21 protein-coding genes are annotated in these 24,785 nt (G+C 67.3%); 13 read left to right on the top strand and 8 right to left on the bottom strand.

Translation table 11 applies throughout. From position 1 onward, the window contains the following. Positions 1 to 102: 102 nt before the first annotated feature. A complete protein-coding gene (locus tag WKB88_RS08980; RefSeq protein ID WP_341394183.1) occupies positions 103 to 588 on the bottom strand; it encodes an SRPBCC family protein in 486 nt (161 codons plus the stop codon). A 234-nt stretch (positions 589 to 822) separates the two neighbouring features. Here WKB88_RS08980 and putP point away from each other — a divergent pair, with 234 nt between their 5' ends. Beyond that, entirely contained in the window at positions 823 to 2,334 is a 1,512-nt protein-coding gene (gene putP / locus WKB88_RS08985) for a sodium/proline symporter PutP (RefSeq protein WP_341394184.1), read from the top strand. A gap of 124 nt (positions 2,335 to 2,458) precedes the next feature. Here putP and WKB88_RS08990 read toward each other — a convergent pair whose 3' ends face one another. Continuing rightward, positions 2,459 to 3,421, bottom strand: coding sequence for an L-lactate dehydrogenase (locus tag WKB88_RS08990; protein ID WP_341394261.1), 963 nt, complete (start codon positions 3,419 to 3,421; stop codon positions 2,459 to 2,461). A 174-nt stretch (positions 3,422 to 3,595) separates the two neighbouring features. Between WKB88_RS08990 and WKB88_RS08995 the strand changes: the two genes are divergently transcribed. Continuing rightward, positions 3,596 to 4,060 carry a hypothetical protein gene (locus WKB88_RS08995; protein WP_341394185.1) on the top strand — a complete coding sequence of 155 codons (465 nt, stop codon included), beginning with the start codon at positions 3,596 to 3,598 and terminating at the stop codon, positions 4,058 to 4,060. Then, a complete protein-coding gene (locus WKB88_RS09000; RefSeq protein ID WP_341394186.1) occupies positions 4,044 to 4,751 on the top strand; it encodes a hypothetical protein in 708 nt (235 codons plus the stop codon). The genes WKB88_RS08995 and WKB88_RS09000 overlap by 17 nt, the downstream gene beginning before the upstream one ends. A 33-nt stretch (positions 4,752 to 4,784) precedes the next feature. On the opposite strand, the gene WKB88_RS09005 is transcribed toward WKB88_RS09000, so the two are convergent. Next, positions 4,785 to 5,522, bottom strand: coding sequence for a GntR family transcriptional regulator (locus WKB88_RS09005; protein WP_341394187.1), 738 nt, complete (start codon positions 5,520 to 5,522; stop codon positions 4,785 to 4,787). After that, positions 5,506 to 7,254: a gamma-glutamyltransferase family protein gene (locus tag WKB88_RS09010; RefSeq protein ID WP_445818895.1), complete on the bottom strand. Its 1,749-nt coding sequence runs from the start codon at positions 7,252 to 7,254 to the stop codon at positions 5,506 to 5,508. Before WKB88_RS09010 ends, WKB88_RS09005 begins: the two co-directional genes overlap by 17 nt. Positions 7,255 to 7,440: 186 nt before the next feature. Here WKB88_RS09010 and WKB88_RS09015 point away from each other — a divergent pair, with 186 nt between their 5' ends. From WKB88_RS09015 to WKB88_RS09035, 5 genes are all read left to right on the top strand, one after another. Further along, positions 7,441 to 8,160 carry a YoaK family protein gene (locus WKB88_RS09015; RefSeq protein ID WP_341394189.1) on the top strand — a complete coding sequence of 240 codons (720 nt, stop codon included), beginning with the start codon at positions 7,441 to 7,443 and terminating at the stop codon, positions 8,158 to 8,160. A 47-nt stretch (positions 8,161 to 8,207) separates the two neighbouring features. Next, a complete protein-coding gene (locus WKB88_RS09020) occupies positions 8,208 to 8,762 on the top strand; it encodes a GNAT family N-acetyltransferase (RefSeq protein WP_341394190.1) in 555 nt (184 codons plus the stop codon). Between the two features lie 131 nt (positions 8,763 to 8,893). Beyond that, positions 8,894 to 10,630, top strand: a complete 1,737-nt coding sequence (locus tag WKB88_RS09025) for an L-lactate permease (RefSeq protein WP_341394191.1) — start codon at positions 8,894 to 8,896, stop codon at positions 10,628 to 10,630. A 55-nt stretch (positions 10,631 to 10,685) separates the two neighbouring features. Continuing rightward, positions 10,686 to 11,747: an alpha/beta hydrolase gene (locus WKB88_RS09030; RefSeq protein WP_341394192.1), complete on the top strand. Its 1,062-nt coding sequence runs from the start codon at positions 10,686 to 10,688 to the stop codon at positions 11,745 to 11,747. A gap of 4 nt (positions 11,748 to 11,751) precedes the next feature. Next, positions 11,752 to 13,245 (top strand): DUF5129 domain-containing protein, encoded by a 1,494-nt coding sequence (locus WKB88_RS09035; RefSeq protein WP_341394193.1) that lies wholly within the window; start codon positions 11,752 to 11,754, stop codon positions 13,243 to 13,245. A gap of 94 nt (positions 13,246 to 13,339) precedes the next feature. Here the strand turns inward: WKB88_RS09035 and WKB88_RS09040 are convergent, their stop codons facing one another. Then, complete coding sequence (locus WKB88_RS09040) at positions 13,340 to 13,969, bottom strand: hypothetical protein (RefSeq protein ID WP_341394194.1); 630 nt, start codon at positions 13,967 to 13,969, stop codon at positions 13,340 to 13,342. Between the two features lie 277 nt (positions 13,970 to 14,246). Here WKB88_RS09040 and WKB88_RS09045 point away from each other — a divergent pair, with 277 nt between their 5' ends. After that, positions 14,247 to 15,341: an alpha/beta hydrolase gene (locus tag WKB88_RS09045; RefSeq protein ID WP_341394195.1), complete on the top strand. Its 1,095-nt coding sequence runs from the start codon at positions 14,247 to 14,249 to the stop codon at positions 15,339 to 15,341. Between the two features lie 36 nt (positions 15,342 to 15,377). On the opposite strand, the gene WKB88_RS09050 is transcribed toward WKB88_RS09045, so the two are convergent. From WKB88_RS09050 to WKB88_RS09060, 3 genes are read right to left on the bottom strand one after another with little or no spacing between them, the layout of a single operon-like run. Further along, positions 15,378 to 16,013: a LutC/YkgG family protein gene (locus WKB88_RS09050; protein WP_341394196.1), complete on the bottom strand. Its 636-nt coding sequence runs from the start codon at positions 16,011 to 16,013 to the stop codon at positions 15,378 to 15,380. Continuing rightward, complete coding sequence (locus WKB88_RS09055; protein ID WP_341394197.1) at positions 16,010 to 17,536, bottom strand: LutB/LldF family L-lactate oxidation iron-sulfur protein; 1,527 nt, start codon at positions 17,534 to 17,536, stop codon at positions 16,010 to 16,012. Before WKB88_RS09055 ends, WKB88_RS09050 begins: the two co-directional genes overlap by 4 nt. After that, complete coding sequence (locus tag WKB88_RS09060; RefSeq protein WP_341394198.1) at positions 17,533 to 18,333, bottom strand: (Fe-S)-binding protein; 801 nt, start codon at positions 18,331 to 18,333, stop codon at positions 17,533 to 17,535. The genes WKB88_RS09055 and WKB88_RS09060 overlap by 4 nt, the downstream gene beginning before the upstream one ends. 159 nt (positions 18,334 to 18,492) lie before the next feature. Between WKB88_RS09060 and WKB88_RS09065 the strand changes: the two genes are divergently transcribed. From WKB88_RS09065 to WKB88_RS09080, 4 genes are all read left to right on the top strand, one after another. Then, complete coding sequence (locus tag WKB88_RS09065) at positions 18,493 to 20,250, top strand: L-lactate permease (RefSeq protein ID WP_341394199.1); 1,758 nt, start codon at positions 18,493 to 18,495, stop codon at positions 20,248 to 20,250. A gap of 105 nt (positions 20,251 to 20,355) precedes the next feature. Continuing rightward, positions 20,356 to 21,087 (top strand): FadR/GntR family transcriptional regulator, encoded by a 732-nt coding sequence (locus WKB88_RS09070; protein ID WP_341394200.1) that lies wholly within the window; start codon positions 20,356 to 20,358, stop codon positions 21,085 to 21,087. An 82-nt stretch (positions 21,088 to 21,169) separates the two neighbouring features. Then, on the top strand, positions 21,170 to 21,682 hold the full coding sequence (locus tag WKB88_RS09075; RefSeq protein WP_341394201.1) for a CinA family protein: 513 nt from the start codon (positions 21,170 to 21,172) through the stop codon (positions 21,680 to 21,682). Positions 21,683 to 21,827: 145 nt separating this feature from the next. After that, positions 21,828 to 24,647, top strand: a complete 2,820-nt coding sequence (locus WKB88_RS09080; protein WP_341394202.1) for an FAD-binding and (Fe-S)-binding domain-containing protein — start codon at positions 21,828 to 21,830, stop codon at positions 24,645 to 24,647. The last annotated feature ends 138 nt before the right edge of the window (positions 24,648 to 24,785 follow it).

Genomic DNA, 24,785 nt, shown 5'->3' on the forward strand with positions numbered 1-24,785 from the left:
ACGCCCGGCAGGTGACGGGCCACACTGCGTACGACGACGGCGACGGCGGGAGCCGGGCGGGAGCCGGGCGGGAGCCGGACGACGACGGCGGGAGCCGGGCGGTCAGTGGCCGCGGTGCCGCGCCAGGTAACGCGACAGGCGGTCGAAGGAGGAGTTCCATCCCGACTGATGGCCGTCAATCTCCCGGCGGTCCGAGAACGGCCCCTGCCGGAACGTCATGCGCGTCCCGTCTTCGTGCGGTGCCAGGTCCACGGTCATCAGCGTTTCGGCGCTGGCCGCACTTCCGTCCGGTGCCTGCCATTCCTGGGTCATGGCAAGCCGGTTCGGCGGATCAAGCTCGCGGAGGACACCTCCCCACCACAGCTCGTCACCGGTAATCGTGTTGACCATGCAGGCACGGTAAGTCCCGCCCACCCTGTCATCGATGCTCACGCGGTCCGCCGGAACGATGAAGCCTTCAGGCCCCCACCAGTCCGTGGCATGGGACAGGTCGACCCAGGCGTCGTAGACCGCCTGCTGCGGAACCGGGAAGTCCCGGACCATCAGCAGCTCGTTGTCGGAGCCCTGCGGAGATACCGGATCATTCATGGTGCTGCCCTCCCATCAGCGGACGCCTCCTGTCCAGTGTGACCGTGCGGCGCCGGTTCCGGGATCCCCTTCCCCGGTTCTTCGGCCGGCCGCAGGGAATCCCGCCTGCCCGGGGCAGCACGGGCACAACGCGGCCGGCCCTCGATTTCCCGCGCGGTGTGACCCTTGGCATACTTGGACGGGCCTTCGGGCCGGACCGCGATACGTAACCAGAGTGAACGGCTAAGACAAACAATGACTGACCAGACATACAAGCTGATCGCCATGGCGATCTACATGCTCGCCATGCTGGCGATTGGCTGGTGGGCCTACCGGCGCACCACCGACCTCGACGACTACATGCTGGCCGGGCGGGACCTGAAACCGGGAGTGGCAGCACTGAGTGCCGGCGCATCCGACATGTCCGGCTGGCTACTGATGGGACTGCCGGGCGCCATCTATGTCTCAGGGCTGGTGGAGGGCTGGATCGCCGTCGGGCTCACCGCCGGCGCGTGGCTGAACTGGAAGTTCGTGGCCCCGCGGCTGCGTTCCTACACCCTGGTGTCGAACAACTCCATCACGGTGCCGAGCTTCCTGGAGAACCGGCTCAAGGACCGCTCCCGGGTCCTGCGCGTTGTTTCGGGCCTGATCATCCTGGTCTTCTTCACCTTCTATGTCTCCTCCGGGATGGTGGCCGGCGGCGTGTTCTTCGAGAGTTCCTTCGGCTCCAGTTACCTGCTGGGCATGCTGATCGTGGCCGGCGTAACCATTGCCTACACCCTCTTCGGCGGTTTCCTCGCCGCCAGCTACACCGACGTCGTGCAGGGCCTGATGATGCTGGCCGCACTGATCATGGTGCCGCTGGTCGGCCTGTCCCAGGTGGGCGGGTTCGGCGGCATGACCGATTCGCTGCGCGAAATCAACCCGGACATGCTGGATCCGATCGCCGGCGGCACCGTCGTCGGCATCATTTCCGCCCTCGCCTGGGGCCTGGGCTACTTCGGCCAGCCGCACATCATTGTGCGCTTCATGGCCCTGCGCTCCCCCGCTGATGCCAAGGCGGGGCGGCGGATCGGCGTGGGCTGGATGCTCCTGACCGTGGTGGGCGCCGTCATGACCGCCCTGATCGGCGCCGCGTACTTCCAGCAGAACAACCTCACGCTCAGCGATCCCGAGGCCGTGTTCCTGGAGCTGGCGCAGATCTTCTTCCATCCTCTGGTGGCAGGCTTTGTCCTGGCCGCCGTGCTGGCCGCCGTCATGAGCACCATTTCCTCGCAGCTGATCGTGACCTCTTCGGCGCTGGTGGAGGACCTGTACAAGATCGCGCTCAAGCGCGATGCCTCCCCGCGCTCCATGGTGATGCTCGGCCGCATGGGCGTGCTGCTGGTGTCGGTGATTTCCATCCTGATTGCCCTGGACCGCAATGCCTCGATCCTGGATCTGGTCGGCTTTGCCTGGGCCGGGTTCGGAGCTGCCTTCGGCCCCACCATCCTGCTCGCGCTTTACTGGCGCCGCCTCACGACGGCCGGCGCACTCACCGGCATGATTGCCGGTGCGGCCGTTGCCTTCCTCTGGGGCACCTTCGAGATGCCGGGCATCCTGGGCGATGTCTACGAGATCATTCCGGGCTTCCTGATTAACCTGCTGCTCACCGTGGTGGTCAGCCGGTTCACCTACAAGCCGTCCGCTGAGATCGACGCCGAATTCGACGACGCCGTGCGAATTTCCAAGGACGGCGCCGCACCGGCAGAGCCCGTCCGCGCCTAGTTCCGCGCCCGCCTTTCGCCAAGGCACGACGGCGGGAAACACCCGGATTCCGGGAGTTTCCCGCCGTCATCTGCGTTAAGGCCATCTGCATCAAGGCCGCCACAGCGCAGGTCATGGCTCCCGCTTAAACGCCAAGCTTTGCCAGGGTGTCCCGCAGGGTCTCGGCGGAGTCCTCCAGCTTCTTGGTTTCCGCCTCGTCCAGCGGCATTTCCAGCATTTCGTAGACCCCGTTGATCCCGACGATCGACGGCAGTGACAGCGCCACGCCGCTGATGCCGTATTCCCCCTGCAGCGAGGCCGACACCGGCAGCACGGCGTTTTCCGCCTGCATCACCGCTTCCACAATCCGGACCCCGGCCAGGCCGATGGCATAGTTGGTGGCGCCCTTGCCCTCGATCACCCGGTACGCCGCGTTGACGACGTCGTCGGTCACCGCATCGAGGTACTCCTGGGTAAAGAGCTGCCGGCCGCTGATCTTCCAGTCCCGGATCGGCACCGGACCAATCGAGGCATTGGACCAGACCGGGAACTCGGAGTCACCGTGCTCGCCGATGATGGTGGCGTGCACGCTGGTCATCAGCACGTGCGCTTCCCGGGCCAGCAGGAGCCTCAGGCGGGAGGTGTCCAAGACCGTCCCGGACGAAAAGATCCGGTTCCGCGGCAGCCCGGAGACCTTTTGGGCGGCCACGGTCAGCACGTCGCAGGGGTTTGTCACCACGATATAGACGGCGTCCGGAGCCTGCTCCATCAGCTGCGTCATGAGCTTCGAGATGATGTCCACGTTGACCCCGGCCAGCTCCAGGCGCGTTTGTCCCGGTTTCTGCCTGGCTCCGGCCGTGATGACAATGACGTCCGACCCGGCGAGCGCCTCGATGTTCCCGCCGCCGGTCACCGTGTTCGCGCCGGTGAACTGCGTGCCGTGCGCCAGGTCCAGGCCCTCGGCCTCGGCGCGTACGGCGTCTATGTCGTAGATGGCGATTTCCCGCGCCGCGTCCCTGACAATGGCGGCATAGGCAAGCGACGTTCCCACGCTTCCCGCCCCGACAATTCCCAGCTTGGTAACCGGTCTGGTGGTGATGTTGGCCATGGCTTGAGCCTCGCTCACGGTTGGAGGATCCCCCTTCCTAGCAATGGTAGGCGCGGGCTTCGGGCATGGGAACGGGTGCATCCGGGAGCCCGCGGCCACCGGGAGAAAAAGCCGCGAGAAGGATTTGTCATCAGGGGGTTTACAGACGCCGCTCCGGCGCGCACACTCGAAACCATGATCAGTCACCCCCGGGATGACAGCGCGGTATCCGCTCCGAACACAGCCGCTTGGGACAGCACCCTGTCCCACCGGCCGCAGGAAGAACGCGCCGCCGCTGCCGCCCGTTTTGAAGCCGCCGGCTTGTCTGCGGCGCAGGTTCAGTCAGTGCTGGCCGACGGCGGAGACCGCCTGTACGCGGCCGCTGCCGCCGGCGAACCGGACTGGCCGGCTCCCTTTGGCGGCACCCTCGCCGTCGCCCTTCTGGCGGCCGAAGTTGGAGCCCTGGCGGCGCAGCTCGGCCGCAGGGCTTCGGGCGTCCGCTCCCTGGCAGCAGCCCATCTGCTGGAGGATTTCAGTGCGGTCACCGTCGCTGAGGAGCTGGGCGTGTCCCGGCAGAAAATATACGAAATCGCCCGGGGTGGCCTGCGCGGCCCGCACCTGGACACTGTTCCCTGGAGGTCCCGTGAAATCGATCAATGAGCGCGTCTCGCTGCCGGACGCCCAAACCCACTACCTCGTCCATCCCCTGGATATTGAGCCGGCCCGGAGGCCGTTCATCATTTCGTGGGTGCTCGGCATCCTGGGCTCGCCCCAGGTGTTTGCCGCGGCCGCGGCCCTCATGTGGGTCCTGACCAACAGCTTTGTCGTTCCGTTTATTGCCGCCGGTTCGCTGCTGCTCTTTGCCAATTTGGCCTCGGCCTACTATCGGCGGAGCGCCTGGGGATTCATCCCGGGCAAACGCAGGGACAGCGACCGCTCCCTGCGCGGACTGGACCTGCTGGCTGCGGTTCTCCAGGCGCTGGCGCTGGCCGCCGCCGTGATGCTCCTGATCCTGTGGTTCGCCAACCGCGAGGTGTCCCCCGAAGTCGCAGCCTTCGCCGCCGGCACCGTGTGCGCAGTGGCAGTCCTCATGGCCGCTGATGTGGTGGTGACCGCGCTGCGGACGCGCAGCGGGGCAGCCGTCCTGGCACCACTGGTGAATCTGCTGGCCGTAGCCGCCGTGTCCTGGTGGGGGTTCCTGGTTATCGCCGGGCGGACCGGGCCGCTGGACTGGTCCACCGCCGTCGCCGGCGCCGTGGTGCTGCTGGTGGTCTGGGGCATCTGGCTGGCCTGGACTCTCTGGCAGCGGCGGCGGATTGCCCGCGGCGGTTCGGCTGCCGCCGCGGCCTAACCTCCCGCCGTGCGGTGCTGAGGGCGACCGCGGTTAGTCCGCGGGCGCGGCCGGGCTGAACCTGCTCAGGTAGCCGGCGCGCGACTGGGTGACGTGGGCGGACATCAGGTCCTGGGCCCGCTCCGCGTCGCCGGAATCAATGGCAGCCATAATGGGCCGGTGCTCGCTCCAGGAGTCCTTCCCGCGGTTGTCGACGTCGGCCGCGTACAGCCACTCGATTTTGCCTGCCAGCTGGCGCAGCAGTGCCGTCAGCGAGCGGCTGTCAGCCAAATCCGCCACCGCAAGGTGGAACCTGACATTGAGTTCGGGCAGTTTTTCCAGGTTCCCCTCGGCTACAGCCTGGTCGCCGGCGGCGAGGATCTCGGCGATCCTGCCCCGGAAGGTCCACCACTCGCCGTCGGGGGCTCCGGCGGAGAGCTGCCGGGCCGCGCGCTCGGCGGCACGGCGCGCCGTGGCTGTTTCGACAACTGTCCGCACAGCAAAGAGGTCGTCGGCCTCCTCCGCCGGAATGTTGGACACGGTGGACCCGGCATAGGGCCGGGACTCGACGAAGCCTTCGGCTTCAAGCGTCCGCAGCGCTTCCCGGACCGGAACCCGGGAACTGCCGTACTTCCGCGCCAGTGCTGCCTCGGTGATCCGCAGCCCCGGGGCCAGGACACCAAAGATGATGTCCCGCCGGATTTCGTCCTCGATCCGCTCCTTGGGAAGCGCGCCGCCGCCGACTGCTGCTTCAGCTTGCCGCTCAGTATGCCGCTTAGCGTCCTGCGGCATATCCCTGCGCTCCCCGTGGATTGGCGGCGGCCTTCAACAGGCCGGTTTCGGGGTCGCTGACCACCGAGGACAGCCGTCCCAGCGCCCAGTCCCCCGCCCGGGTGACTACGTGCCCGCGGCGCTCCAGCCCCTCGATGACGTCATCTCCGAGCCGGTCTTCCACCACGGCGCCGCCGGGAGTCCAGGTGCGCGGGTAGAAGGAGCCGGGGATGGAAGTGGTGTGCAGGGCCGGTGCGTCCACCGCCTCCTGCGGCGAATACCCGCCGACGAGCGTGCGCAGCAGATACAGCAGCTGCCACTGGTCCTGCTGGTCTCCGCCGGGTGATCCCAGTGCCGTCACCGGCTTGCCGTCCTTGAGGACCAGCGTGGGCGTGAGGGTGGTCCGCGGCCGTTTGCCTGCGGTGAGGGTGGACGGGGCGCCGTCTTCCAGCCACGTCATCTGCAGCCGCGAGCCCAGGCAGAACCCCAGCTCCGGAATGGTCGGCGAGGACTGCAGCCAGCCGCCGGAGGGCGTTGCGGAGATCATGTTCCCCCATTGGTCCACGACATCCACGTGGCAGGTGTCCCCCCGGGTCTCCCCCGTGGGCATGACGGTGGGTTCCCCCACGCCGGCGAACGCTGTTTGCCCGGCCAGGGCCGGCGCAACATACTCGGTGCGCAGCGGCGGCAGGAACGGGGTGTGTCCTGGCACCTTCCCGGGACGGAAGTCATGCGAGGCGCGGTCCGTGATCAACGCCCGGCGCTGCGCCGCATACTCCTCGCTGAGCAGGTACTCCATGGGGACGTCGGCGTCGCCGTAGTACGCCTCACGGTCGGCAATTGCCAGTTTCTGCGCTTCCAGGATGGTGTGCGCGCCGAGCTCGGTGGAAGGGTCCAGGTATTCGTCGCCGAAGCCGGCAAGGATCGCCAGGGTCTGCAGGAGGGCGGGCCCCTGCCCCCACGGTCCGGTTTTGGCAATGGTGTGTCCGCGGAATTCGTAGGTCAGAGCGGGTTCATAGGCGGCGCTGCCGGCGACGAAGTCCGCCAGCGTCATGATCCCGGCGTGGTCGGCCCCGGAGGAATGCCGGTGCGGAATGGACAGGAACTCCACAGCTGCCCGGGCCACGAATCCCTCGCGCCACTCGCGGCGGGCGGCGTCGATGCGCTCTTCGCGGGTTGCCTCCGGAGATCCGGCTGCCGCCAGCCGGTCCAGGACCGCCGCGTAGGCCTCATTGCGGATGAGTTCCCCGTCCGCAGGAATCCGCCCGCCCGGCATCCACTGTGCGGCGGACGTGGGCCAGTGTTCCGTGAACAGTTCGTCCACGGAGGCGATCGTGGTCCCCACCCGCCCCACCACGGGATGCCCGTTGCGGGCGTAGCCGACGGCGAAGGCCAGCACGTCGGCCAGCTCCCACGTGCCGTGGTCCCGCAGCAGCAGCAGCCAGGCGTCGACGGCGGCGGGCACTGCCGCTGCCAGGGCGCCGGCGCCGGGCACCAGCTCCAGGCCCTCGGAGCGGTAATGCTCCGGCGTCGCCGCCGCCGGGGCGGCCCCCTGGCCCATGAGCACGACCGGCTGGGACGGGTTCGCGGCGGTGACGAAGACTCCGGTCATGTCTCCGCCCGGCCCGTTCAGGTGCGGTTCCACCACATGCAGCACGAAGCCTGCGGCCACCGCGGCGTCGAAGGCGTTGCCGCCGCGTTCGAGGACCGCCTGGGAAGAGGCCGTCGCCAGCCAGTGCGTGGACGCGCTCATGCCGAACGTGCCCTGCAGTGTGGGACGGGTGGTGAAGGAATCGGGTGCAGTGTAGGTCACGGTGCGGGTCTTCCTGTCAGTGAGGAGCGGGGCCTTCAACCGGTTTGAATACGATCGACGCTGCGCCCAATGCTTCGTATACAGTTACCTACTTCACATGCGTTAAGCAATACGAGGAGCCTGTCCGTGAAGAAGCGATTGAATGCGGTGCCCACCGATCGGGTCCATCTGTGGTTGATGCTGGCGCTGACCTTCTCCACCGGTGTGGTGGACGCCGTTGGCTACCTCGGGCTGGACCGGGTGTTCACCGGAAACATGACGGGTAACGTCGTGCTGCTGGGCATGGCCTTCGCCGGGGGTGCGGACCTCCCGATCCTGCGGCCCACGCTTGCGCTGATCTTCTTCATGCTCGGTGCCGCCCTGGCGGGGAGGATGCTGCGCAAGAGTCCAGCGGGCTGGTCCTGGCGAACTTCCATCGCCTTGATCGTGGTGGCCGGCGGACTGACGGCGCTGGCAGTCTTTGTGGCAGTGGCCGATGTCCAGGGCAACGAAATCCTGGGCAGCATCACCACCTCGTCCATGGCCGCGGTAATGGGTGTCCAGGCCGCCACCGCCAAACGGCTGAAAGTCGCGGAGATCACCACCGTGGTGGTGACCTCGACGATCACCGGGCTGGCTTCCGATTCAAAGCTGGCCGGGGGCGACAGCCAGTTCTGGCAGCGGCGGGCACTGGCCGTCGCACTGATCCTGGCCGGCGCCGTCGCCGGGGCCGCGGCGCTGAAGGTCGGACTGTGGCTGGGCCTGGCCATTTCCGCCGCGCTTTCCATTGCGGTGGCGGCAGCGGGCTACGTGCGGCACCACCGCGAGCGCCGGGCAGACGCGGAATCGGCAACCGAAGCCGGGTAGAGCCGGTTCCGGTATGCCGGTTGCCGTTCCTGCCTTAAAGTTGATCCATGCCAGCACAGGATGTAGCCGATTGGACGCCGGTCCACACCGACCGGCTGATCCTCCGCCGCCCCGAGGGAACCGATGAAGCAGCGGCCCTGGACCTGCATACCGACCCGCGGACCAATGTTCACCATCCCGCTCCGGGCACTGTTACCCGGGCGTCCACGGCGCGGATCTTCCACGAAATCGGCCTGCACTGGTACCGGCACGGCTTTGGTGTCTGGGCCGTCTCCACCCGGGAGGATCCCCGGACGCTGATCGGTTTCACCGGGCTGTCACACCGTCTCGTGCAGTCCCGTCCCGCGCTGAATCTCTACTACCGGTACATCCCCGAGGTCTGGGGCCGGGGTTACGCGACGGAGGGGGCCAGGGAAGCTGTGCGGCTGGCGGATACGCTGCTTCCGGGACTGCCCGTCATTGCCTACACCACGGTGGACAACATCGGTTCCCAGCACACGGCGCTGGCCGCCGGACTGATCCGGCGCGAGGATCTCGACGTCGACCGCGGTAACTACATTGACGTCTACCTTGCCCGGGGCTGGTATTCCGACCCCCTCTGACTTCCCTCCCCGTCAAGGCCGCACAGGTTACGGCGGGTATTTCCCCGGTACTAGCCGCCGGGGCCGAAGGGCCGTCCTACGCTGAGTCGTGGACGAGTGTGCCGCCGCCCGGCGCGACCCGGAGGGAAACCATGGAAACGTTCACCCCCACAACCGATGCCGTGGCCAACAGCCTGACGCTGTCCGCGCTGCTCGCCCTCGTCCCCCTGCTCGTGTTCTTCCTGCTGCTGGCCTTCGCCAAGACCAAGGCGTATGTGGCCGGGGCGTGGGCGCTGCTCTCAGCTCTGGTGATCGCCGTCCTGGGATTCGGCATGCCTGTCGGGCTGGCCCTTTTGTCCGCCACGCAGGGCGCGGCCTTCGGCCTGTTTCCCGTTGTTTGGATCATCGTGATGGCCGTCTGGCTGTACCAGGTCACGGTGCTCAGCGGCCGGTTTGAGGACCTGCGCCGAGTCTTCGACGCCGTTGGCGGCGGGGATCTGCGTGTCCAGGCGATTCTCGTGGCCTTCTGTTTCGGCGGCCTGCTCGAGGCCCTGGCGGGCTTCGGGGCGCCGGTCGCCATCACGGTGACCATGCTGCTGGCTCTGGGCATCGCACCGGTGCGCGCGGCCGCGGCGGTGCTGGTGGCGAACACCGCCCCGGTCGCGTTCGGTGCCCTCGCCATTCCGATCACCACCGCGGCCAACCTGACCAATTACACCGGAGAGGAAATCGCCTCGGTGGTGGGGCGGCAAACTCCGCTGCTGGCCTTCTTCATTCCGCTGGTGCTGCTGTTCATCCTGGACGGCGCCCGGGGTGTGCGGGACTGCTGGCCGGTGGCCCTCGTCACCGGCGTCGTCTTCTCCATTGCCCAGTTCCTCTGCTCAAACTACTTTTCCTATGAGCTCACCGACATTGTGGCCTCCCTGGTCGCGATGGTTGCCGCGGTGGGTTTCCTCCGCGTCTGGCATCCGCGAAACGGACAGGAAGCCGGCGCCCGGATGAACGCGGAGCTCACTGCTGCCCGCGCGTCGGGCTGGACGCCGGCCGGGGCGGGGTCCTCGGACATCGGCACCGCCACAACCGACACGGCAGCGGACCGGCTCACCCCCGGCCGCGCCTGGATGGCCCTGTTTCCCTACGTCCTGGTGATTGCCGTCTTCGGCGTGGTGAACCTGTGGAGGTGGGGCGTGGATATTCCCGAGGCCCTGGCCCGGACCAACATCAAGATTCCCTGGCCCGTGCTCCACGACGCCCTGCTGGACGGCAGCGGGCAGCGGCAGTCCTCCACGATCTACAACTTCGAATGGCTGATCAGCCCCGGAACCCTGCTGCTGATCAGCGGACTGATCGTGGCGGTGGTCTACTCGCGGTTTAACGACGGGGGAAGGTATCCGCTGACCGTGCCGACGGCGGTCACCGAAATTGGGCGTACAGCGGTCCGGATGCGCTCGGCGGCCCTGACCATCCTGGCCGTGCTGGCGCTGGCCTACGTCATGAACTTCTCCGGGCAGACGGTGTCCATCGGCACGTGGCTTGCCGGCACCGGTGCCTTCTTCGCGTTCCTGTCCCCGGTCCTGGGCTGGATCGGCACCGCAGTGACCGGCTCGGACACCTCCGCCAACGCCCTCTTCGCGAAGCTCCAGGAAACAGCCGGCGCGCAGGCCGGCATTGATCCGAAGCTGATGGTCGCCGCCAATACCGGCGGCGGGGTGATGGGCAAGCTGATCAGCCCGCAGAACCTGGCCATCGGTGCTGCCGCCGTCAACATGAGCGGGCAGGAGTCAGTCCTGTTCCGCAAGGTCCTCGGCTGGAGCGTGGGACTGCTGCTGATCCTGTGCGTCATCGTCTTCCTGCAGTCCACGCCGGTTCTGGGGTGGATGCTCCCGTAGGCGCACCGGCCGGACTGTGCATGCGGAGTTTCCCCGACCGCCCTATTGTGGGCTCATGCGCCTCCTCCCCTTCCTGGCAGCCGCAGCCGTGGCAGCTGCAGCCGCCGGCTTCCGCCTCAGCCCCTGGCCCGCCGCCCTGATGATCCGCGCGGTGTTCTACCGCGGTGCCCGGCAGATGTCCGCCCTCATGCGCCCGCACGTGCCGGCGGCCGGGGTAGCTGAGCACCGCGGGCTGCGGTGCCCGGACGGCAGGGGCGGATACAAGGGGCTGGATGTCTTCCTCCCGGCGGACGCCGAAACGCCGGTACCGCTGGTGGTGTGGATCCACGGCGGAGCCTGGCTGTCCGGCAGCCGGCGCGACGTCGAGCCCTACCTGCGGATTCTGGCCTCCCGTGGCTTCGCCGCTGCCGGCGTGGACTACACCGTTTCGCCGCGCGGAACCTACCCCTCGGCCGTCCGGGAGGCGGGCGCCGCCGTCGCATTCCTCCGGGAGCGGGCCGGCGCCTTGGGCCTGGACCCGCATCGGATTATCCTGGCCGGTGATTCCGCGGGCGCGCAGCTGGCCGCCCAGCTGGCCGTGCTGGCCACCAACCCGGACTATGCCCGGCTAACCCGCCTGCCTCCCCCGCTGGATCCCGCTGATCTGCGCGGTGTGGTCCTGCACAGCGGCGTGTACGACCTGCAGGCCCTGGCCGGGCTGCGCGGAATCCTCGGGTGGGGATTCAAGACCGCGCTGTGGGCCTATATCGGCAGCCGCAACTGGTCAGCCACGCCGGCCGGTGAGCAGATCTCGGTGCTCGAACATGTCACCGCGGACTTTCCGCCGGCCTTTGTCACCGGCGGCAACGGGGACAGCCTGACGGCTTCCCAGTCCGTTCCCCTGACGGCCCGCCTGTCCGCTCTGGGGACCGAAGTCCGGACCGGGTTCTGGCCCGCCGGCCACCGCCCGGCGCTGCCGCATGAGTATCAATTCCATCTGAACCGCGAAGAAGCACAGCAGACGCTGACCGAAACGCTGGCCTTCCTGCAGGCTGTGTGTCGACAAAAGACGCCCGGGACCAGCACCTTCCGCGCCGGGGTCGGAGGACCTGCTGCTCCGGACAGGGATCCGCGCTAGGCTCATGCCTGAATCTGCCACCGACACGGGGAGAACCATGCGCCGGGCACTGACCGCATTACTGCTGAGCCTCATCACCCTGACGGGAGGTGCAGCGGCTGCGTCCGCCGTGACCCCGGATGAGGTCATCGTGGAGGACACTGCCGGCGTGCTGGACGCCAATACACTCCTGCCCGCGCTGGAGGACATCGAGTTCCGGGAACCGACGACGGTGGCTGTCTACACCTACAACGGTCCCGAAAACAACGAGGACGGCAAGGTCCTCAACGCGGAAGTACTGCGTTTCGCCCGGGACGAGCACCCCGAATGGCTGAGCGAAGACGGCCAGAAGTGGGCCGACGGGCTATTCATTTTCGCCCTCGACCCCGCAGGGCGCTGGACCGGAACGTACTACGGCGAGGACCGGAAGATTTCCCTGGATCAGCAGGAGGACATCCGGGACAAGACCGAGGAACTCTTCGCCGAAGCCAACTGGACCGAAGGCACCATTAGCGCCGTCGAGGAGGCCGCCAAGCTGATCAACCGCCCCTGGTACCTCTCCCCCGCGACCATCGTCGTCGCCGTCGTGGCCGTGCTTGGGGCCCTGGGCTCGGTCATCACCTACGTGGCGGTGCGCCGGAACCGGCAGGCCAAAAACCGGAAGCTGCTGGCCGAGGCGGATGCCAGCTATTCCAGCGTGACCCGCGATCTGGACGCCACGGAGGTAAACGCCAACACCATCCCGGCGTCCTCCCCTTACGGCGCCCGCGTGCTGGAGGAGTACCGGACCTTCATGACCCGCTACAACACCGCCACAGAGCTGAACAACGCTGCACACGCCCTCTCCGACAAGGACCTGAAAAACAAGGCCGGCACCGCCACGGTGGAAAAGTACGCCGACGCCGCCATGGAACTGGACGGGCTCGACGACGTCATTGCCGACACCAACGCCCTGCTGAACAAGGCTCCGGGCTGGGAGCGGGCCTGGGACCGGCAGGCCGGCCCGCTCTATGAGGATCTGGACCGGCTCGACGAACAGCTCGAGGGCAGGGACGCCGTCGGGAAGGACTCCGCCACCGCCCAGGCGCTGCGTGCCTTCCGGCAGCAGGCCCGTGACCAGCTCGCTGATGCTTCCACCGGGCTCTCGGAGGACCGGATCACCCCGGAGCAGGCGCTGGACCTCATCAAGGCCAACCGCAGCGAGCTCTCGGACCTGCTCAAGAACCACGCAAAAACGGTGATTGCCGCCCAGACGAAGTCCGGCGCAGAGCGCGAGCTCATGCAGGAGGAGCTGGACAAGGCGGCGCAGCCCCGGCGCCGGCAGCGGGACTACCGGCCCGGCATCGTGGACACTGCCTTTCCGGCGTACTTCTACTACACGGCGGGCAGCTTCAACTCCGGAATCCAGCACGGGACCAGCAGCGTGGAACAGGCCCGCTCCTCGGCGCAGAGTTCCTCCACCGGCTATGGCAGTTCGGGCGGCAGCTTCTCGGGCGCGGGCAGCTCCGGGCGGTTCTGACCGGGGTGGAAAACGCGGCAGTCATCACTGTGCTGAAACCACTGTGATGCGGGTCCGCCAAAATGTTCTCCGCCACCCAGGCGGCAGCTGCGCCTCAGCGGTGCGGGTCCGCCCCGGCATGTGCAGTGACCCGCCGGGCTGGATTTCCATGGGAGACAGCGGGGACACCCGCAGCCCGGGCCGGAACGGTTCTCCTGCCGTGCTGCGCCCTCTGGCTGCCGAGGGCCGAACGGCCGGCCGTCCGTGAAGGGGCGGCCGCAGCCGTGGTGTCCCGCCGCAGCGCCGCACGCTCGCCCGGTGCCAGATACCGGACGTGGCGGCCGCTGCTCAGGCGCCGGGCACTTTGGTTGAGGACCGGCCGAAGTTCCCGCATCCGCGCCTCGTAGTTTCGGCTGCTGCCCTCGGTTTCCCGAAGGTAGGCGTCGCACGCCCGGTGCATTTCCAGCAGCACAGCCGCCGAAGAGGATGAACCGGGCCGAAGTTCGCTCAGCGTCTCGCGCACCTGCTGCCGGATGTCCGCCACGGCGGAACGGCATCGGGCAGCGTCCATGTTCGCTTCCAGGGCCCCGGGCCCGTTCTCTGCGAGCGCCCGCTTCAGGTGCACCTGCGTGATCAGGGCCTGCAGCGCCCTCTTCTCCCGTGCTCCCTGAAGCCAGTGCACCGCCAGTCCCGCGGCCAGCGCACCGAAGACTGCGCCGGCCAGACCTCCCGCCAGAAAAAACATCAAAGTAGCCCCTTCCCCCATGACTCCCCCATTGGTCCCCGGGCACTTCCGCCCGGACTGCGGCTCATGTCCGCCGCGAAGAGGAAGACTACGAATCCGACGGCCGATGCACCAGAGAAATCCGACTGCTGAAACTTCAGCTGCCGGGAACTACCTGCTTTGGGCCGTGCCGCCGGACACGAGCGGCCATGAGATTGCTCGCATCCCGGGTCCCGGAACCGCCCAACGACGGCGAATCCGCCCCGGGCCACTCAATTCCGGGACCTAGCTTAAAAATATGAAGCTCTCCTCGCTCATTGCGGCAGGGCTCCTCACCGGGGCGGCCGCCGCCGGAATCGCAGCCGCTGCTGCGCTGCAGCGGCACCCTCTGCCATCGGCACTGCTCATCCGCGGTGTATTCGCCGGCGCGGGCAAGGTCCCGGTGAAGGAGATCCTTCCGCATGTTCCCCGGTTTACCGTGACCGGACACCGGGGCCTGCAGTATCTGGGGTCCGCAGGCAAGCCGTCCCTGGACCTGTTCCTGCCCGATGATCCGTCCCGGAAACCTCTTCCGGTGGTCGTGTGGATCCACGGCGGTGCCTGGATCTCCGGTTCCAAGGAAGATGTTGCGCCCTATCTGAAAGTCCTTGCCGGGTACGGGTACGCCGTCGTCGGGGTTGGATACTCGATTTCCCCTGAAGCGGTGTATCCGACCGCCGTGAAAGAGCTCAACTCCGCTTTGGGTTTTATCCGCGACCATGCGGACCGCTACGGGCTGGACGCCAACCGGATTGTCCTGGCCGGAGACTCGGCCGGGGCGCAGCTGGCCGCACAGCTCGCCCTCGTCATCACCAATCCCGGCTATGCCCGGGACACCGGGGTAATCCCGGCCGCAGCCCCCGAACAGCTGTGCGGAATCCTGCTGAACTGCGGCGTTTATGACTTGACCTCAGTCGCCCGGCTGCCCGGCCCGGTGGGTTGGGGCCTGAGGAAAGCGCTCTGGTCCTACACCGGTTCCAAGGACTGGGCCGCCACCGACGCCGCAGGCCACATGTCCATCCCCGAGCACGTGGATCACCGTTTTCCGCCCACATACATTTCCGGCGGAAACGGCGACAACCTGACTCTCACACAGTCAGTACCCCTGGCGGACAGGCTGGAGAAACTCGGAGTGCCCCTGGTCCGCCGGTTCTGGCCGGAGAACTACAAACCTGCGCTGGGCCACGAGTACCAGTTCCAGCTGCACCGGCCCGAGGCGATGGAATCGCTGCATGAAACCGTCGCCTTCCTCGAGGCGGTGACGGGAGTGTCGGCGCTGCCCCGCAACCCGCTGGAGGAGCGTGCTCCCCTCCGGGATTTCGAAGCCCGGCCGGACGTCCGGCTCAGCGCCTGAGTCCTCAGTTCGCCTGGGATTCAGCGCCGCAGCGCCTCAGGACCGCACGATGATGACGTCCAGGTTCCGCGGGCCGTGCACGCCCTCCACCCGTTCGAGTTCGATGTCCGAGGTGGCGCTCGGGCCGCTGATCCAGGTCAGCGGCCGGGTCCCGTCCAGCCGGCGCAGGGCCTCGGGCAGGATGCCGGCGACGTCGTCGGCGGCCACCACGCAGATGTGGTGGTCCGGTACCAGCGTGATGGCGCGGCGGCCCTGGTTGGGGCTGCCGTCCAGGATGATGGTGCCGGTTTCCGCCACTGACACGGCGCTGCCGGTGACGACGGCGTCCACGGCATCGAGTTCTGGCACGCCCAGCGGTGCCTCCGGAGAGTCTGTGCGCCGGCGCCCGGGGAAGGCGGCCTCGGCATCGGCCAGCCAGGCCTCGTTGATGCCTGCCGGCACCACATAGCTGCCGGCTTCGGCCAGCAGTTCAGCGATCCGCGGGGCAACCCCCTCCTGGTCCACCACGGTAACTCCGGCCTTGTAATCCACCAGCCGGTCCACCAGCAGGTCGATGCGCTTCTCGGTGCTCATTCCGGACTCTTCGCGGTACGTCCGCGGGATCTCCGGAACGGCCGGATTGTCGCGCAGCGCCGAGCGCAGCCGGTCCAGGATGTCTTCGCGTGCACTCATGCCTGGTCCCCTGTTTCAGTGGAGTTGTGTCCGGATGCGGCGGCGGACTTTTCGTGGTCCTTGGCCCACCAGTCGCGGAAGGACTCGGACGGCGGTGCCGGAATGTCCCGGCTCTGCGTCCAGCCGGCGGCGATGCCGGGCAGCTTGGTGATTTTCTTTTTCCGTCCGGCGGCAATCCGGCCCAGCGGCAGGCCCTTTTCCAGCAGGCCAAGGTGCTTGCCTGAGGAGAAGGCCCAGGAAGCGCCCTTCATCAGCAGATCCATCTGGGTGGGCAGCTTCTTCTTGCCGCGTTTGCTGTCCACATCCTCGGCGCGCAGGTGCACCAGGATCTCCGGAATGTTGATCTTCACCGGGCAGGCGTCGTAGCAGGCGCCGCAGAGCGAGGACGCGTACGGCAGGGAATTGTTCTCCTCGGAAACGATGCCCGTCATCAGCGGTGAGAGGATGGCGCCGATCGGCCCGGGATAGGTGGAACCGTACGCGTGGCCGCCGGTGCGCTCGTAGACGGGGCATACGTTCATGCAGGCTGAGCAGCGGATGCAGTGCAGCGCCGAGCGCCCCATTTCGTCGGCCAGGGCGGCGCTGCGGCCGTTGTCCAGCAGGACCAGGTGAACGTTCTGCGGTCCGTCTCCGGGGGTGACGCCGGTCCACAGGGAGGTGTACGGATTCATCCGTTCCCCCGTGGAGGAGCGCGGCAGCAGCTGCATGAATACTTCGAGGTCCTGCCAGGACGGCAGGAGCTTTTCCACGCCCATCACGGTGATCAGGGTTTCGGGCAGCGTCAGGCACATGCGTCCGTTGCCCTCGGATTCCACGACGGCGAGGGTGCCGGCGTCGGCGATCGCGAAGTTCGCGCCGGAGATGGCCACCTTGGCGGAGAGGAACTTGCGGCGCAGGTGCGCCCGCGCCGCCTCGGCCAGCTTGGCCGGGTTGTCGGTGAGCTCCGGGTCCACCCCGGGCATTTCCCGCAGGAAGATGTCGCGGACCTGGGTGCGGTTTTTGTGGATGGCCGGCACCAGGATGTGGCTGGGCTTGTCGTGGTCCAGCTGGACGATCAGCTCGGCGAGGTCGGTTTCGAACGCGGCGATGCCCTGCTCTTCCAGGTACTCGTTCAGGCCGATTTCCTGGGTGGCCATGGACTTGACCTTGACCACCTCGTCCACGCCCTGCTCGCGGATCAGGTCACGGACAATTTCGTTGGCCTCGCCGGCGTCACGGGCCCAGTGGATGATGCCGCCGCGGGCGGTGAAGTTCTTTTCGAACTGCTCCAGCAGTTCGGGCAGCCGCGCCATCACGGCTTCCTTGGTGGCGCTGCCGGCGCTGCGCAGGTCCTCCCAGTCCGGCAGTTCGCCGACCACGCGCAGCCGCTTGTCGCGGATGGTGGAGGTGGCGTGCCCCAGGTTGGCGCGCAGCTGGGCGTTGCCCAGTTCACGTTTGGCGGCCTTGGGGAAGGATTCGACGGCGTTGAGATTGCCCTGCCCGAAAACCGGGAGGGTGGGCATGCCCAGGTAGGTGGTGCTCATCGTGAGGCCTTTCCGCTGACCAGGACGTCTCCGGTGACGGACACCGGATTCTCCCTGGTGCTGGCGAGGATTTCGGCAAAGTGCAGAGTGGAAACGCTGCTGCCCTGCCGGGAGAGCCCGCCGCCGATGTGCATCAGGCAGGAGGCGTCGCCGCCGGAACACAGGTCTGCGCCGGTGGCCGTAATGTTGGCTGCCTTGTCTTCCAGCATGGCGGTGGAGACGTCGGCGTTCTTCATGGAGAACGTGCCGCCGAAGCCGCAGCACTGGTCCGCCTGCGGCAGCGGTGCCACGGAGATTCCCTCCACGCTCTGGAGCAGGTTCAGCTGCCGGTCACCCAGGCGCAGCAGGCGCATGCCGTGGCAGCTGGGGTGGTAGGTGACGTTGTGCGGGAACCAGGAACCGAGCTGGGTGGCGGCATCGGTAACGCCCAGAACGTCGGTGAGCAGGGCGGACAGTTCGTAGGTTTTGGCGCCGACGGCCTCGGCCCGCGCTTCCAGGCCGGCGTCGCCGCAGGAGCGGGCAACCATCGGGTGCTGGTGCTTCACGGAGGCGACGCAGGAACCTGAGGGCGCGACGGCGACGTCGTACTCCTCCGCTTCGAAGGCCTGGACATGGTTGCGGACCACCGGCACGGCTTCGGGCAGGTAGCCGGAGTTCACATGCATCTGCCCGCAGCAGGCCTGGCCGGCAGGGAACACGACTTCGTGCCCCAGCCGCTCCAGGATAGCCACCGTTGCGCGGGCGGTCCGCGGATACATGGCATCCACGATGCAGGTGGCGAATAGAGCAATTCTCATGGCTGCCTTTCAGCGGGGCAAACGCCCCGTACGTGTGGTCTGACCATAGTAGAACATGTTGGGCCCGTCACTTCCAAGCCGTTCGTGCTGGTGACAACCATCACAGAGATTGCAGATTTGCGCTAGACTCGCCAATGGTCTGACCACTGTGGCCTGACCATGCCCGTTCAGAACTATGCGGAGGACCCCGTGGAGTCGTTCATTCCCAGCACCGATCCAGTGCTCAACAGTGTTGCCGTTTCGGCGCTGGTGGCCCTGGTGCCGCTGCTGACCTTCTTTGTGCTGCTCGCCTACGTCAAGGTCAAGGCACATGTGGCCGGTGGGATCGCCCTGCTGGTGGCCCTCGCCGTCGCCGTTTTCGCCTACCAGATGCCGGCGGGCCTGGCAGTTCTGTCAGCCACCCAGGGTGCCGTTTTCGGCGCCTTCCCGGTGCTGTGGATCGTCATCATGGCCATCTGGCTCTACCAAATCACCGTGCTCAGCGGCCGGTTCGAGGACCTGCGCCGGGTGTTTGACGTGATCGGCGGCGGGGATGTGCGCGTGCAGGCCATCCTGGTGGCGTTCTGCTTCGGCGGGCTGCTCGAAGCCCTGGCCGGTTTCGGCGCCCCGGTAGCCATTACCGCCACCATGCTCGTGGCACTGGGCATCAAGCCGCTCAAGGCAGCCGCGGCCGTCCTCGTGGCCAACACGGCACCGGTCGCCTTTGGCGCCATGGCCATTCCGATCACCACCGCCGCCTCCCTGACCGGCCTGGATGCCGGCCACATTGGCATGGTGGTGGGCCGCCAGGCACCGCTGCTGGCGTTGTTCGTGCCGCTGATCCTGGTCTTCATCCTCGACGGCCGCCGCGGCGTCCGGGACACCTGGCCCGCCGCAGTGATCACCGGCGCCGCCTTTGCCGCCGCGCAGGTCCTCTGCTCCACCTTCTTCTCCTACGAACTCACCGACATCGTGGCCGCACTGGCCGGCCTGGGTGCCGCCGTCGTCTTCCTGAAGTTCTGGCAGCCCCGCGGCCTCGAGGCCGCCCGCGAGCGCATGGGCCTGCCGGCCCTGGCCGCCGCCGGATCCGCTTCCGGAAGCTCCCGCGGCCGCGGCACCTCCGCCGCAGCCGTGAAGGACGGCGACTCACTGACCCGCTCCCGCACCCTGCTGGCCCTGTTCCCGTACTTCCTGGTGATCCTCATCTTCGGCATCGCCAAGCTGTGGAAGTGGGGCGCGGACATTCCCGCCTTCCTGGCCTCCACGGACATCAAGGTCCCGTGGCCGTGGCTGCACGAGCGCCTGCTCAGCGAAGCCGGCGAGCCCGTCTCCTCCACGATTTACACCTTCAACTGGCTCTCCAGCCCCGGCACGCTGCTGCTGATCACCGGCCTGTTTGTCTGCGCGGTTTACGCCAAGTACGACGACGGCGGGCGGTACTCCATGACCGTGGGCAACGGCGTGGCCGAGATCTTCCGGACCATCTGGAACATGCGCTGGGCCGGCCTGACGATCCTCTCCGTGCTGTCCCTGGCCTACGTCATGAACTTCTCCGGGCAGACCGTCGCCATCGGAACCTGGCTGGCCGGAACCGGTGCGTTCTTCGCCTTCCTCTCCCCCGTTCTGGGCTGGGTCGGCACAGCCGTCACGGGTTCGGACACCTCCGCCAACGCACTCTTCGCCCGGCTGCAGCAGACCGCCGGAATTGAAGCCGGAATTGATCCGAACCTGCTGGTCGCCGCCAACACCACCGGCGGCGTCGTGGGCAAGCTGATCAGCCCGCAGAACCTGGCCATCGCGGTCACCGCCGTAAAGCTGGACGGGCAGGAATCCGTCCTGCTGCGCAAGGTGGTGGGCTGGAGCGTTGGCCTGCTGCTGGTGCTCTGCACCCTGGTCTACCTGCAGTCCACGCCGATCCTGGGCTGGATGCTGCCCTAGCTTCCCGGACAGCGCCTTTTACTATGCCCGGATTGAACGCACGGCTCCGCCCCGGGAGCACCGAATGCAGCGGCACACACTCCCGGCACATGGCAGGATGGAGCGGTGACAGAACACCCGCGCCGCAGCTATGACCTGCTGCTGGAAAACATCGAAGCCGACCTCCGCTCCGGAGCCATTTCCCTCGGCGATCAGCTGCCCGGCGAACGGACGCTCGCTGAGACCTACGGCATTTCCCGTGCTTCCGTCCGGGAAGGAATCCGCATCCTCGATGCCATGGGCGTGCTGCGGTCCTCCTCGGGCTCCGGGCCGAAATCCGGTGCCATCATTATCTCCGAACCCTCGGCCGGCCTGTCCTCCGCGCTGCGCCTGCACATGGCCAGCAGCAGGCTGCCGGTGGCGGACATTGTGCAGACCCGGGTCCTGCTGGAAACGTGGGCTGCCGCCACTGCCGCAGCCAGACCGCCGTCGGAGGCCGCGGATGAGGCGCTGGCACGCGCCGCCGCCCTGCTGGAAGCGATGGACGCCCCGGACATTGAGCGCGAGGCATTCCACCTGCTGGACGCCCAATTCCACGTAGAGCTGAGCTCGCTGGCCGGCAACGCGGTCATCGAAACCATGATGGCCTCGCTCAGCGGCGCCATCAGCGGCTACGTCAAAAACGCGGTGGACCGCATGCCGGACTGGACCGCGGTCATGATCCAGCTCCAGGCCCAGCACCACGGGATTTACGACGCCGTGGCCTCCCGCCGCGGCGAAGACGCCGCCCGGCTGCTGCGCGAACACATCGAATGGTTCTACGCGCAGATTCCGGCGGATCAAAGCTCTGAAGCGTAAGCCCGCGGCACTGCTGGTTGAGATAGTAAGCAGCCTGATAATATGTGGCCAGAGCCGAGCACTGACGAACAGGAGAGTTCCTTTGTCGATTTCCAGCCAGGACGCCGCGTCCACTGAAACTGCGAAACGCATCGCCGAGCGGATTCAGGACAGCGGCGTGAAAATCGGGGTGTCCGAGTCCCTGACCAGCGGACTGCTGGCCTCCTTCCTGGGGGCCGCGCCGTCGTCGTCGGACTGGTTCCTCGGCGGACTCACGGCCTATGCCACCTCCGTGAAGAGATCCGTCCTGGGCGTCACGGCCGAGGCCGTGGTGTCGGAGAAGTCCGCCGCCCAAATGGCTGAAGGGACGGCAAAACTCCTGGGTGCTGACCTGGCGCTGGGCGTCACCGGGTCCGGCGGCCCGGAGCCGCAGGACGGCCAGGAGCCCGGCACGGTGTTCATCGGCATCACCGCTTCCGGCCAGGAACGGCCCGAAGTGTTCGAGCGGTTTTTCGAGGGCGACCCTGAAGAGGTCATCCACTCCACGGCGGGCGCGGCCCTCGAACTGCTGGATGAGCGGCTGGAAAAGCTGCTGGCGGAGCGCGGCAGCCGCTAGGAAGCTACTCGGGTAAGGGCCCTTGAAACGGCTCCGTCGGAGCCTATTCTCCCGATATGTGGTCTGACCAACTTTCGTCCAGCTGTGAACAGGCCTACATTTGAAGGCGGAGCACCGCAGCTCCCTGGAACGGTTGGATCGAAAAATGAGCCTGAACACGGAATCCCCCGCCCGCGCGACGACGTGGATCGCTGACCTGGGCACGGAGAACATCAGCACCCGGGAAATTGACCGGCGCAAAATGGCGCACGACGCGTCCCATTACCTGATGATCCCCGAGGCCGTGGCCACCCCGCGCACAGCCGAGGAAGTGGCCGTCCTGCTGCGGCGCAGCCGCGAGCTGGGCATTCCGGCCACTTTCCGCTCCGGTGGCACGTCCCTCTCCGGGCAGAGCCAGAGCGACAGTCTCCTGATCAACACCCGCCAGCACTTCCGCGGCATTGAGGTGCTCGACGGCGGCGCCCGGGTCCGGGTGCAGCCCGGTGCCACGGTGCGGGCCGTGAACTCACGGCTGGCCGCCCACGGCTACAAGCTGGGGCCCGATCCGGCGTCGGAAATTGCCTGCACGATTGGCGGCGTGGTGGCCAACAACTCCTCCGGCATGGCCTGCGGCACCGAATTCAACACGTACCGGACCCTCGAATCCATGATCCTGGTCCTGGCCTCCGGCACCGTCATAGACACCGCGGCGTCCGACGCCGAAACCAAGCTGCGCACACTGGAACCCGAACTCTTCGAAGGGCTGCTGCGCCTGCGCGGCAGGATCGTCGCCAACCCGGATTCGGTGGCCACCATCGAGCGGCTGTTCTCCATGAAGAACACCATGGGCTACGGCCTGAACTCCTTCCTCGACTACGAGAACCCGGTGGACATCCTGACCCACCTGATGATCGGCAGCGAGGGAACCCTGGGCTTCGTTGCCGAGGCCACCTTCCGCACGGTGCCTGCGCTGCCCAAGGTGGCCACCGGGCTGATGTTCTTTGACTCCCTCGACCGGGCCGCCAGCGCGCTGCCGGAACTGGTGGCGTCCGGGCTGGCCACCATCGAGCTGATGGACTCCACCTCGCTGCGCGTTGCAGCTGCCGACCCGACTGCCCCTCCGGAACTGCGGAATCTGGAAATCTCCGACCACGCGGCCCTGCTGGTGGAGCACCAGGCGCGTACCGCCGAGGAGCTGGCCGAGAAGCGCGAAAGCTCCCGGACACTGTACGAATCCCTGCCGCTGGCTGCCCCGTTCGCCATGACCGCCGTTGCCAAGGACCGGGCCGCCATGTGGCACCTGCGCAAGGGCCTCTACACCACGGTTGCCGGTGCCCGCCCGTCCGGGACCAACGCACTGCTGGAGGACATTGTGGTGCCGGTCCCCTCGCTGGCGTCCACCTGCGGGGAACTGTCCCGGCTCTTCACCGAGCACCACTACCGTGACTCGGTCATTTTTGGCCATGCCAAGGACGGAAACGTCCACTTCATGCTCAACGAGCGCTTTGACGACCCGGTGGAGCTGGCACGCTACCAGGCCTTCACCGAGGACATGGTGGACCTGGTCCTGGGCAACGGCGGATCGCTGAAGGCCGAACACGGAACCGGCCGGATCATGGCCGCCTTTGTCCGCCGTCAGTACGGCGACGAGCTCTACGACGTGATGTGCGAGCTCAAGGCGCTGATCGATCCGGCTAACCTGCTCAACCCGGGCGTGCTGATCAACGACGACCCGCTGTCCTACATCGCCGACCTCAAGGTGGCGCCCACGGTGGAGGTCGAGGTGGACCGCTGCGTGGAGTGCGGATACTGCGAACCGGTCTGCCCCAGCAAGGACCTGACCACCACCCCGCGGCAGCGCATTGTGCTGCGCCGCGAGATCGCCGCGGCCGAAGCCCGCGGTGACGCAGCGCTGGCCAAGGAACTGCGCAAGGACTATGACTACGACGGCGTCCAAACCTGTGCGGCCGACGGCATGTGCGTCACCGCCTGCCCGGTGCTGATCAACACCGGAGACCTCGTCCGCCGGCTGCGGAAAGAGAACGCCAACCCCGTTGCTGATCTGGGGTGGAAGAGTGCGGCCGAGCACTGGTCCACCGTGACCGTAGCCGGCGGCAAGGCCCTGAGCCTGGCCAAGGCGATGCCGCCGCTGCTGCCCAAGGCCGCCACCGCCGTCGCGCGCGCAGTGGCCGGCAGCGAAACCGTTCCGGCCTATGAAACCGTCCTTCCGGCCGGCGGGTCGAAACGGAAGCCGCTGGAAAGCCCGGCTGCCGTTGCCGTTTATTTTCCCGCCTGCATCGGCACCATGTTCGGCCCGGCCGGTTCCGGCAAGGGCGTGTCCGCCGCGTTCCTGGAACTGTGCGGACGCGCCGGGGTGGACGTGCGGATTCCCTCCGGCATCGGCGAGCTGTGCTGCGGAACTCCCTGGAAATCCAAGGGTTTTGCCAAGGGTTATTCGGTAATGACGGAGCGGGTGCTGGCCAATCTGTGGGAAGCCACCGGCGGCGGAGCGCTGCCCGTGGTCTGCGACGCCGCATCCTGCACCGAAGGCCTGGACACGATGAAGCGGCTGGCCGGGGAAAGCCCGGAATACCCGGGGCTGCAGTTCGTGGATTCGGTGGAGTTTGTACGGGACACCGTGCTCCCGCAGCTGGAGGTGACCCGCAAGCTGCCCTCCATGGCACTGCATCCCACCTGTTCCTCCACCCAGCTGGGCGCCAACGAGGCGCTCCATGCCGTGGCGGATGCGGTCGCGGAGGAGGTCTTTGTGCCGCCGAGCTGGGGCTGTTGCGCGTTTGCGGGCGACCGCGGGCTGCTGCATCCGGAATTGACGGAATCGGCCACTGACCAGCAGGCGGCGGAAATCAATGAGCGCGAGTTTGCCGCCTATGCCTCGGTGAACCGGACCTGCGAGATCGGCATGTCCAAAGCCACCGGCCACACCTACCGGCATGTGCTGGAGTATCTGGCCGAGGCTACGCGGTAAGGCTGCTCCCGGCGCACGCGTTCCCACTCTTTGTACACTCCCGTGTCCAGCGGGGCCCCACCAGCAACACCAGCCCCATAGGATGGGAACGCGTGCAGCCGGAGCGCTGATTCTGGACGAAACCGGCACCGGAAGCTC

This window comes from Arthrobacter sp. G119Y2 (genome assembly GCF_038069765.1).
In the GTDB taxonomy this organism is placed as follows: domain Bacteria; phylum Actinomycetota; class Actinomycetes; order Actinomycetales; family Micrococcaceae; genus Arthrobacter_B.

Bases quoted from the DNA above. Each gene is read 5' to 3' on its own strand.
- WKB88_RS08980 (WP_341394183.1), bottom strand. From the start codon at position 588: ATGAATGATCCGGTATCTCCGCAGGGCTCCGACAACGAGCTGCTGATG.
- putP (WP_341394184.1), top strand. From the start codon at position 823: ATGACTGACCAGACATACAAGCTGATCGCCATGGCGATCTACATGCTC.
- WKB88_RS08990 (WP_341394261.1), bottom strand. From the start codon at position 3,421: ATGGCCAACATCACCACCAGACCGGTTACCAAGCTGGGAATTGTCGGG.
- WKB88_RS08995 (WP_341394185.1), top strand. From the start codon at position 3,596: ATGATCAGTCACCCCCGGGATGACAGCGCGGTATCCGCTCCGAACACA.
- WKB88_RS09005 (WP_341394187.1), bottom strand. From the start codon at position 5,522: ATGCCGCAGGACGCTAAGCGGCATACTGAGCGGCAAGCTGAAGCAGCA.
- WKB88_RS09010 (WP_445818895.1), bottom strand. From the start codon at position 7,254: ATGAGCGCGTCCACGCACTGGCTGGCGACGGCCTCTTCCCAGGCGGTC.
- WKB88_RS09020 (WP_341394190.1), top strand. From the start codon at position 8,208: ATGCCAGCACAGGATGTAGCCGATTGGACGCCGGTCCACACCGACCGG.
- WKB88_RS09025 (WP_341394191.1), top strand. From the start codon at position 8,894: ATGGAAACGTTCACCCCCACAACCGATGCCGTGGCCAACAGCCTGACG.
- WKB88_RS09030 (WP_341394192.1), top strand. From the start codon at position 10,686: ATGCGCCTCCTCCCCTTCCTGGCAGCCGCAGCCGTGGCAGCTGCAGCC.
- WKB88_RS09035 (WP_341394193.1), top strand. From the start codon at position 11,752: ATGCCTGAATCTGCCACCGACACGGGGAGAACCATGCGCCGGGCACTG.
- WKB88_RS09040 (WP_341394194.1), bottom strand. From the start codon at position 13,969: ATGTTTTTTCTGGCGGGAGGTCTGGCCGGCGCAGTCTTCGGTGCGCTG.
- WKB88_RS09045 (WP_341394195.1), top strand. From the start codon at position 14,247: ATGAAGCTCTCCTCGCTCATTGCGGCAGGGCTCCTCACCGGGGCGGCC.
- WKB88_RS09050 (WP_341394196.1), bottom strand. From the start codon at position 16,013: ATGAGTGCACGCGAAGACATCCTGGACCGGCTGCGCTCGGCGCTGCGC.
- WKB88_RS09055 (WP_341394197.1), bottom strand. From the start codon at position 17,536: ATGAGCACCACCTACCTGGGCATGCCCACCCTCCCGGTTTTCGGGCAG.
- WKB88_RS09060 (WP_341394198.1), bottom strand. From the start codon at position 18,333: ATGAGAATTGCTCTATTCGCCACCTGCATCGTGGATGCCATGTATCCG.
- WKB88_RS09065 (WP_341394199.1), top strand. From the start codon at position 18,493: ATGCCCGTTCAGAACTATGCGGAGGACCCCGTGGAGTCGTTCATTCCC.
- WKB88_RS09080 (WP_341394202.1), top strand. From the start codon at position 21,828: ATGAGCCTGAACACGGAATCCCCCGCCCGCGCGACGACGTGGATCGCT.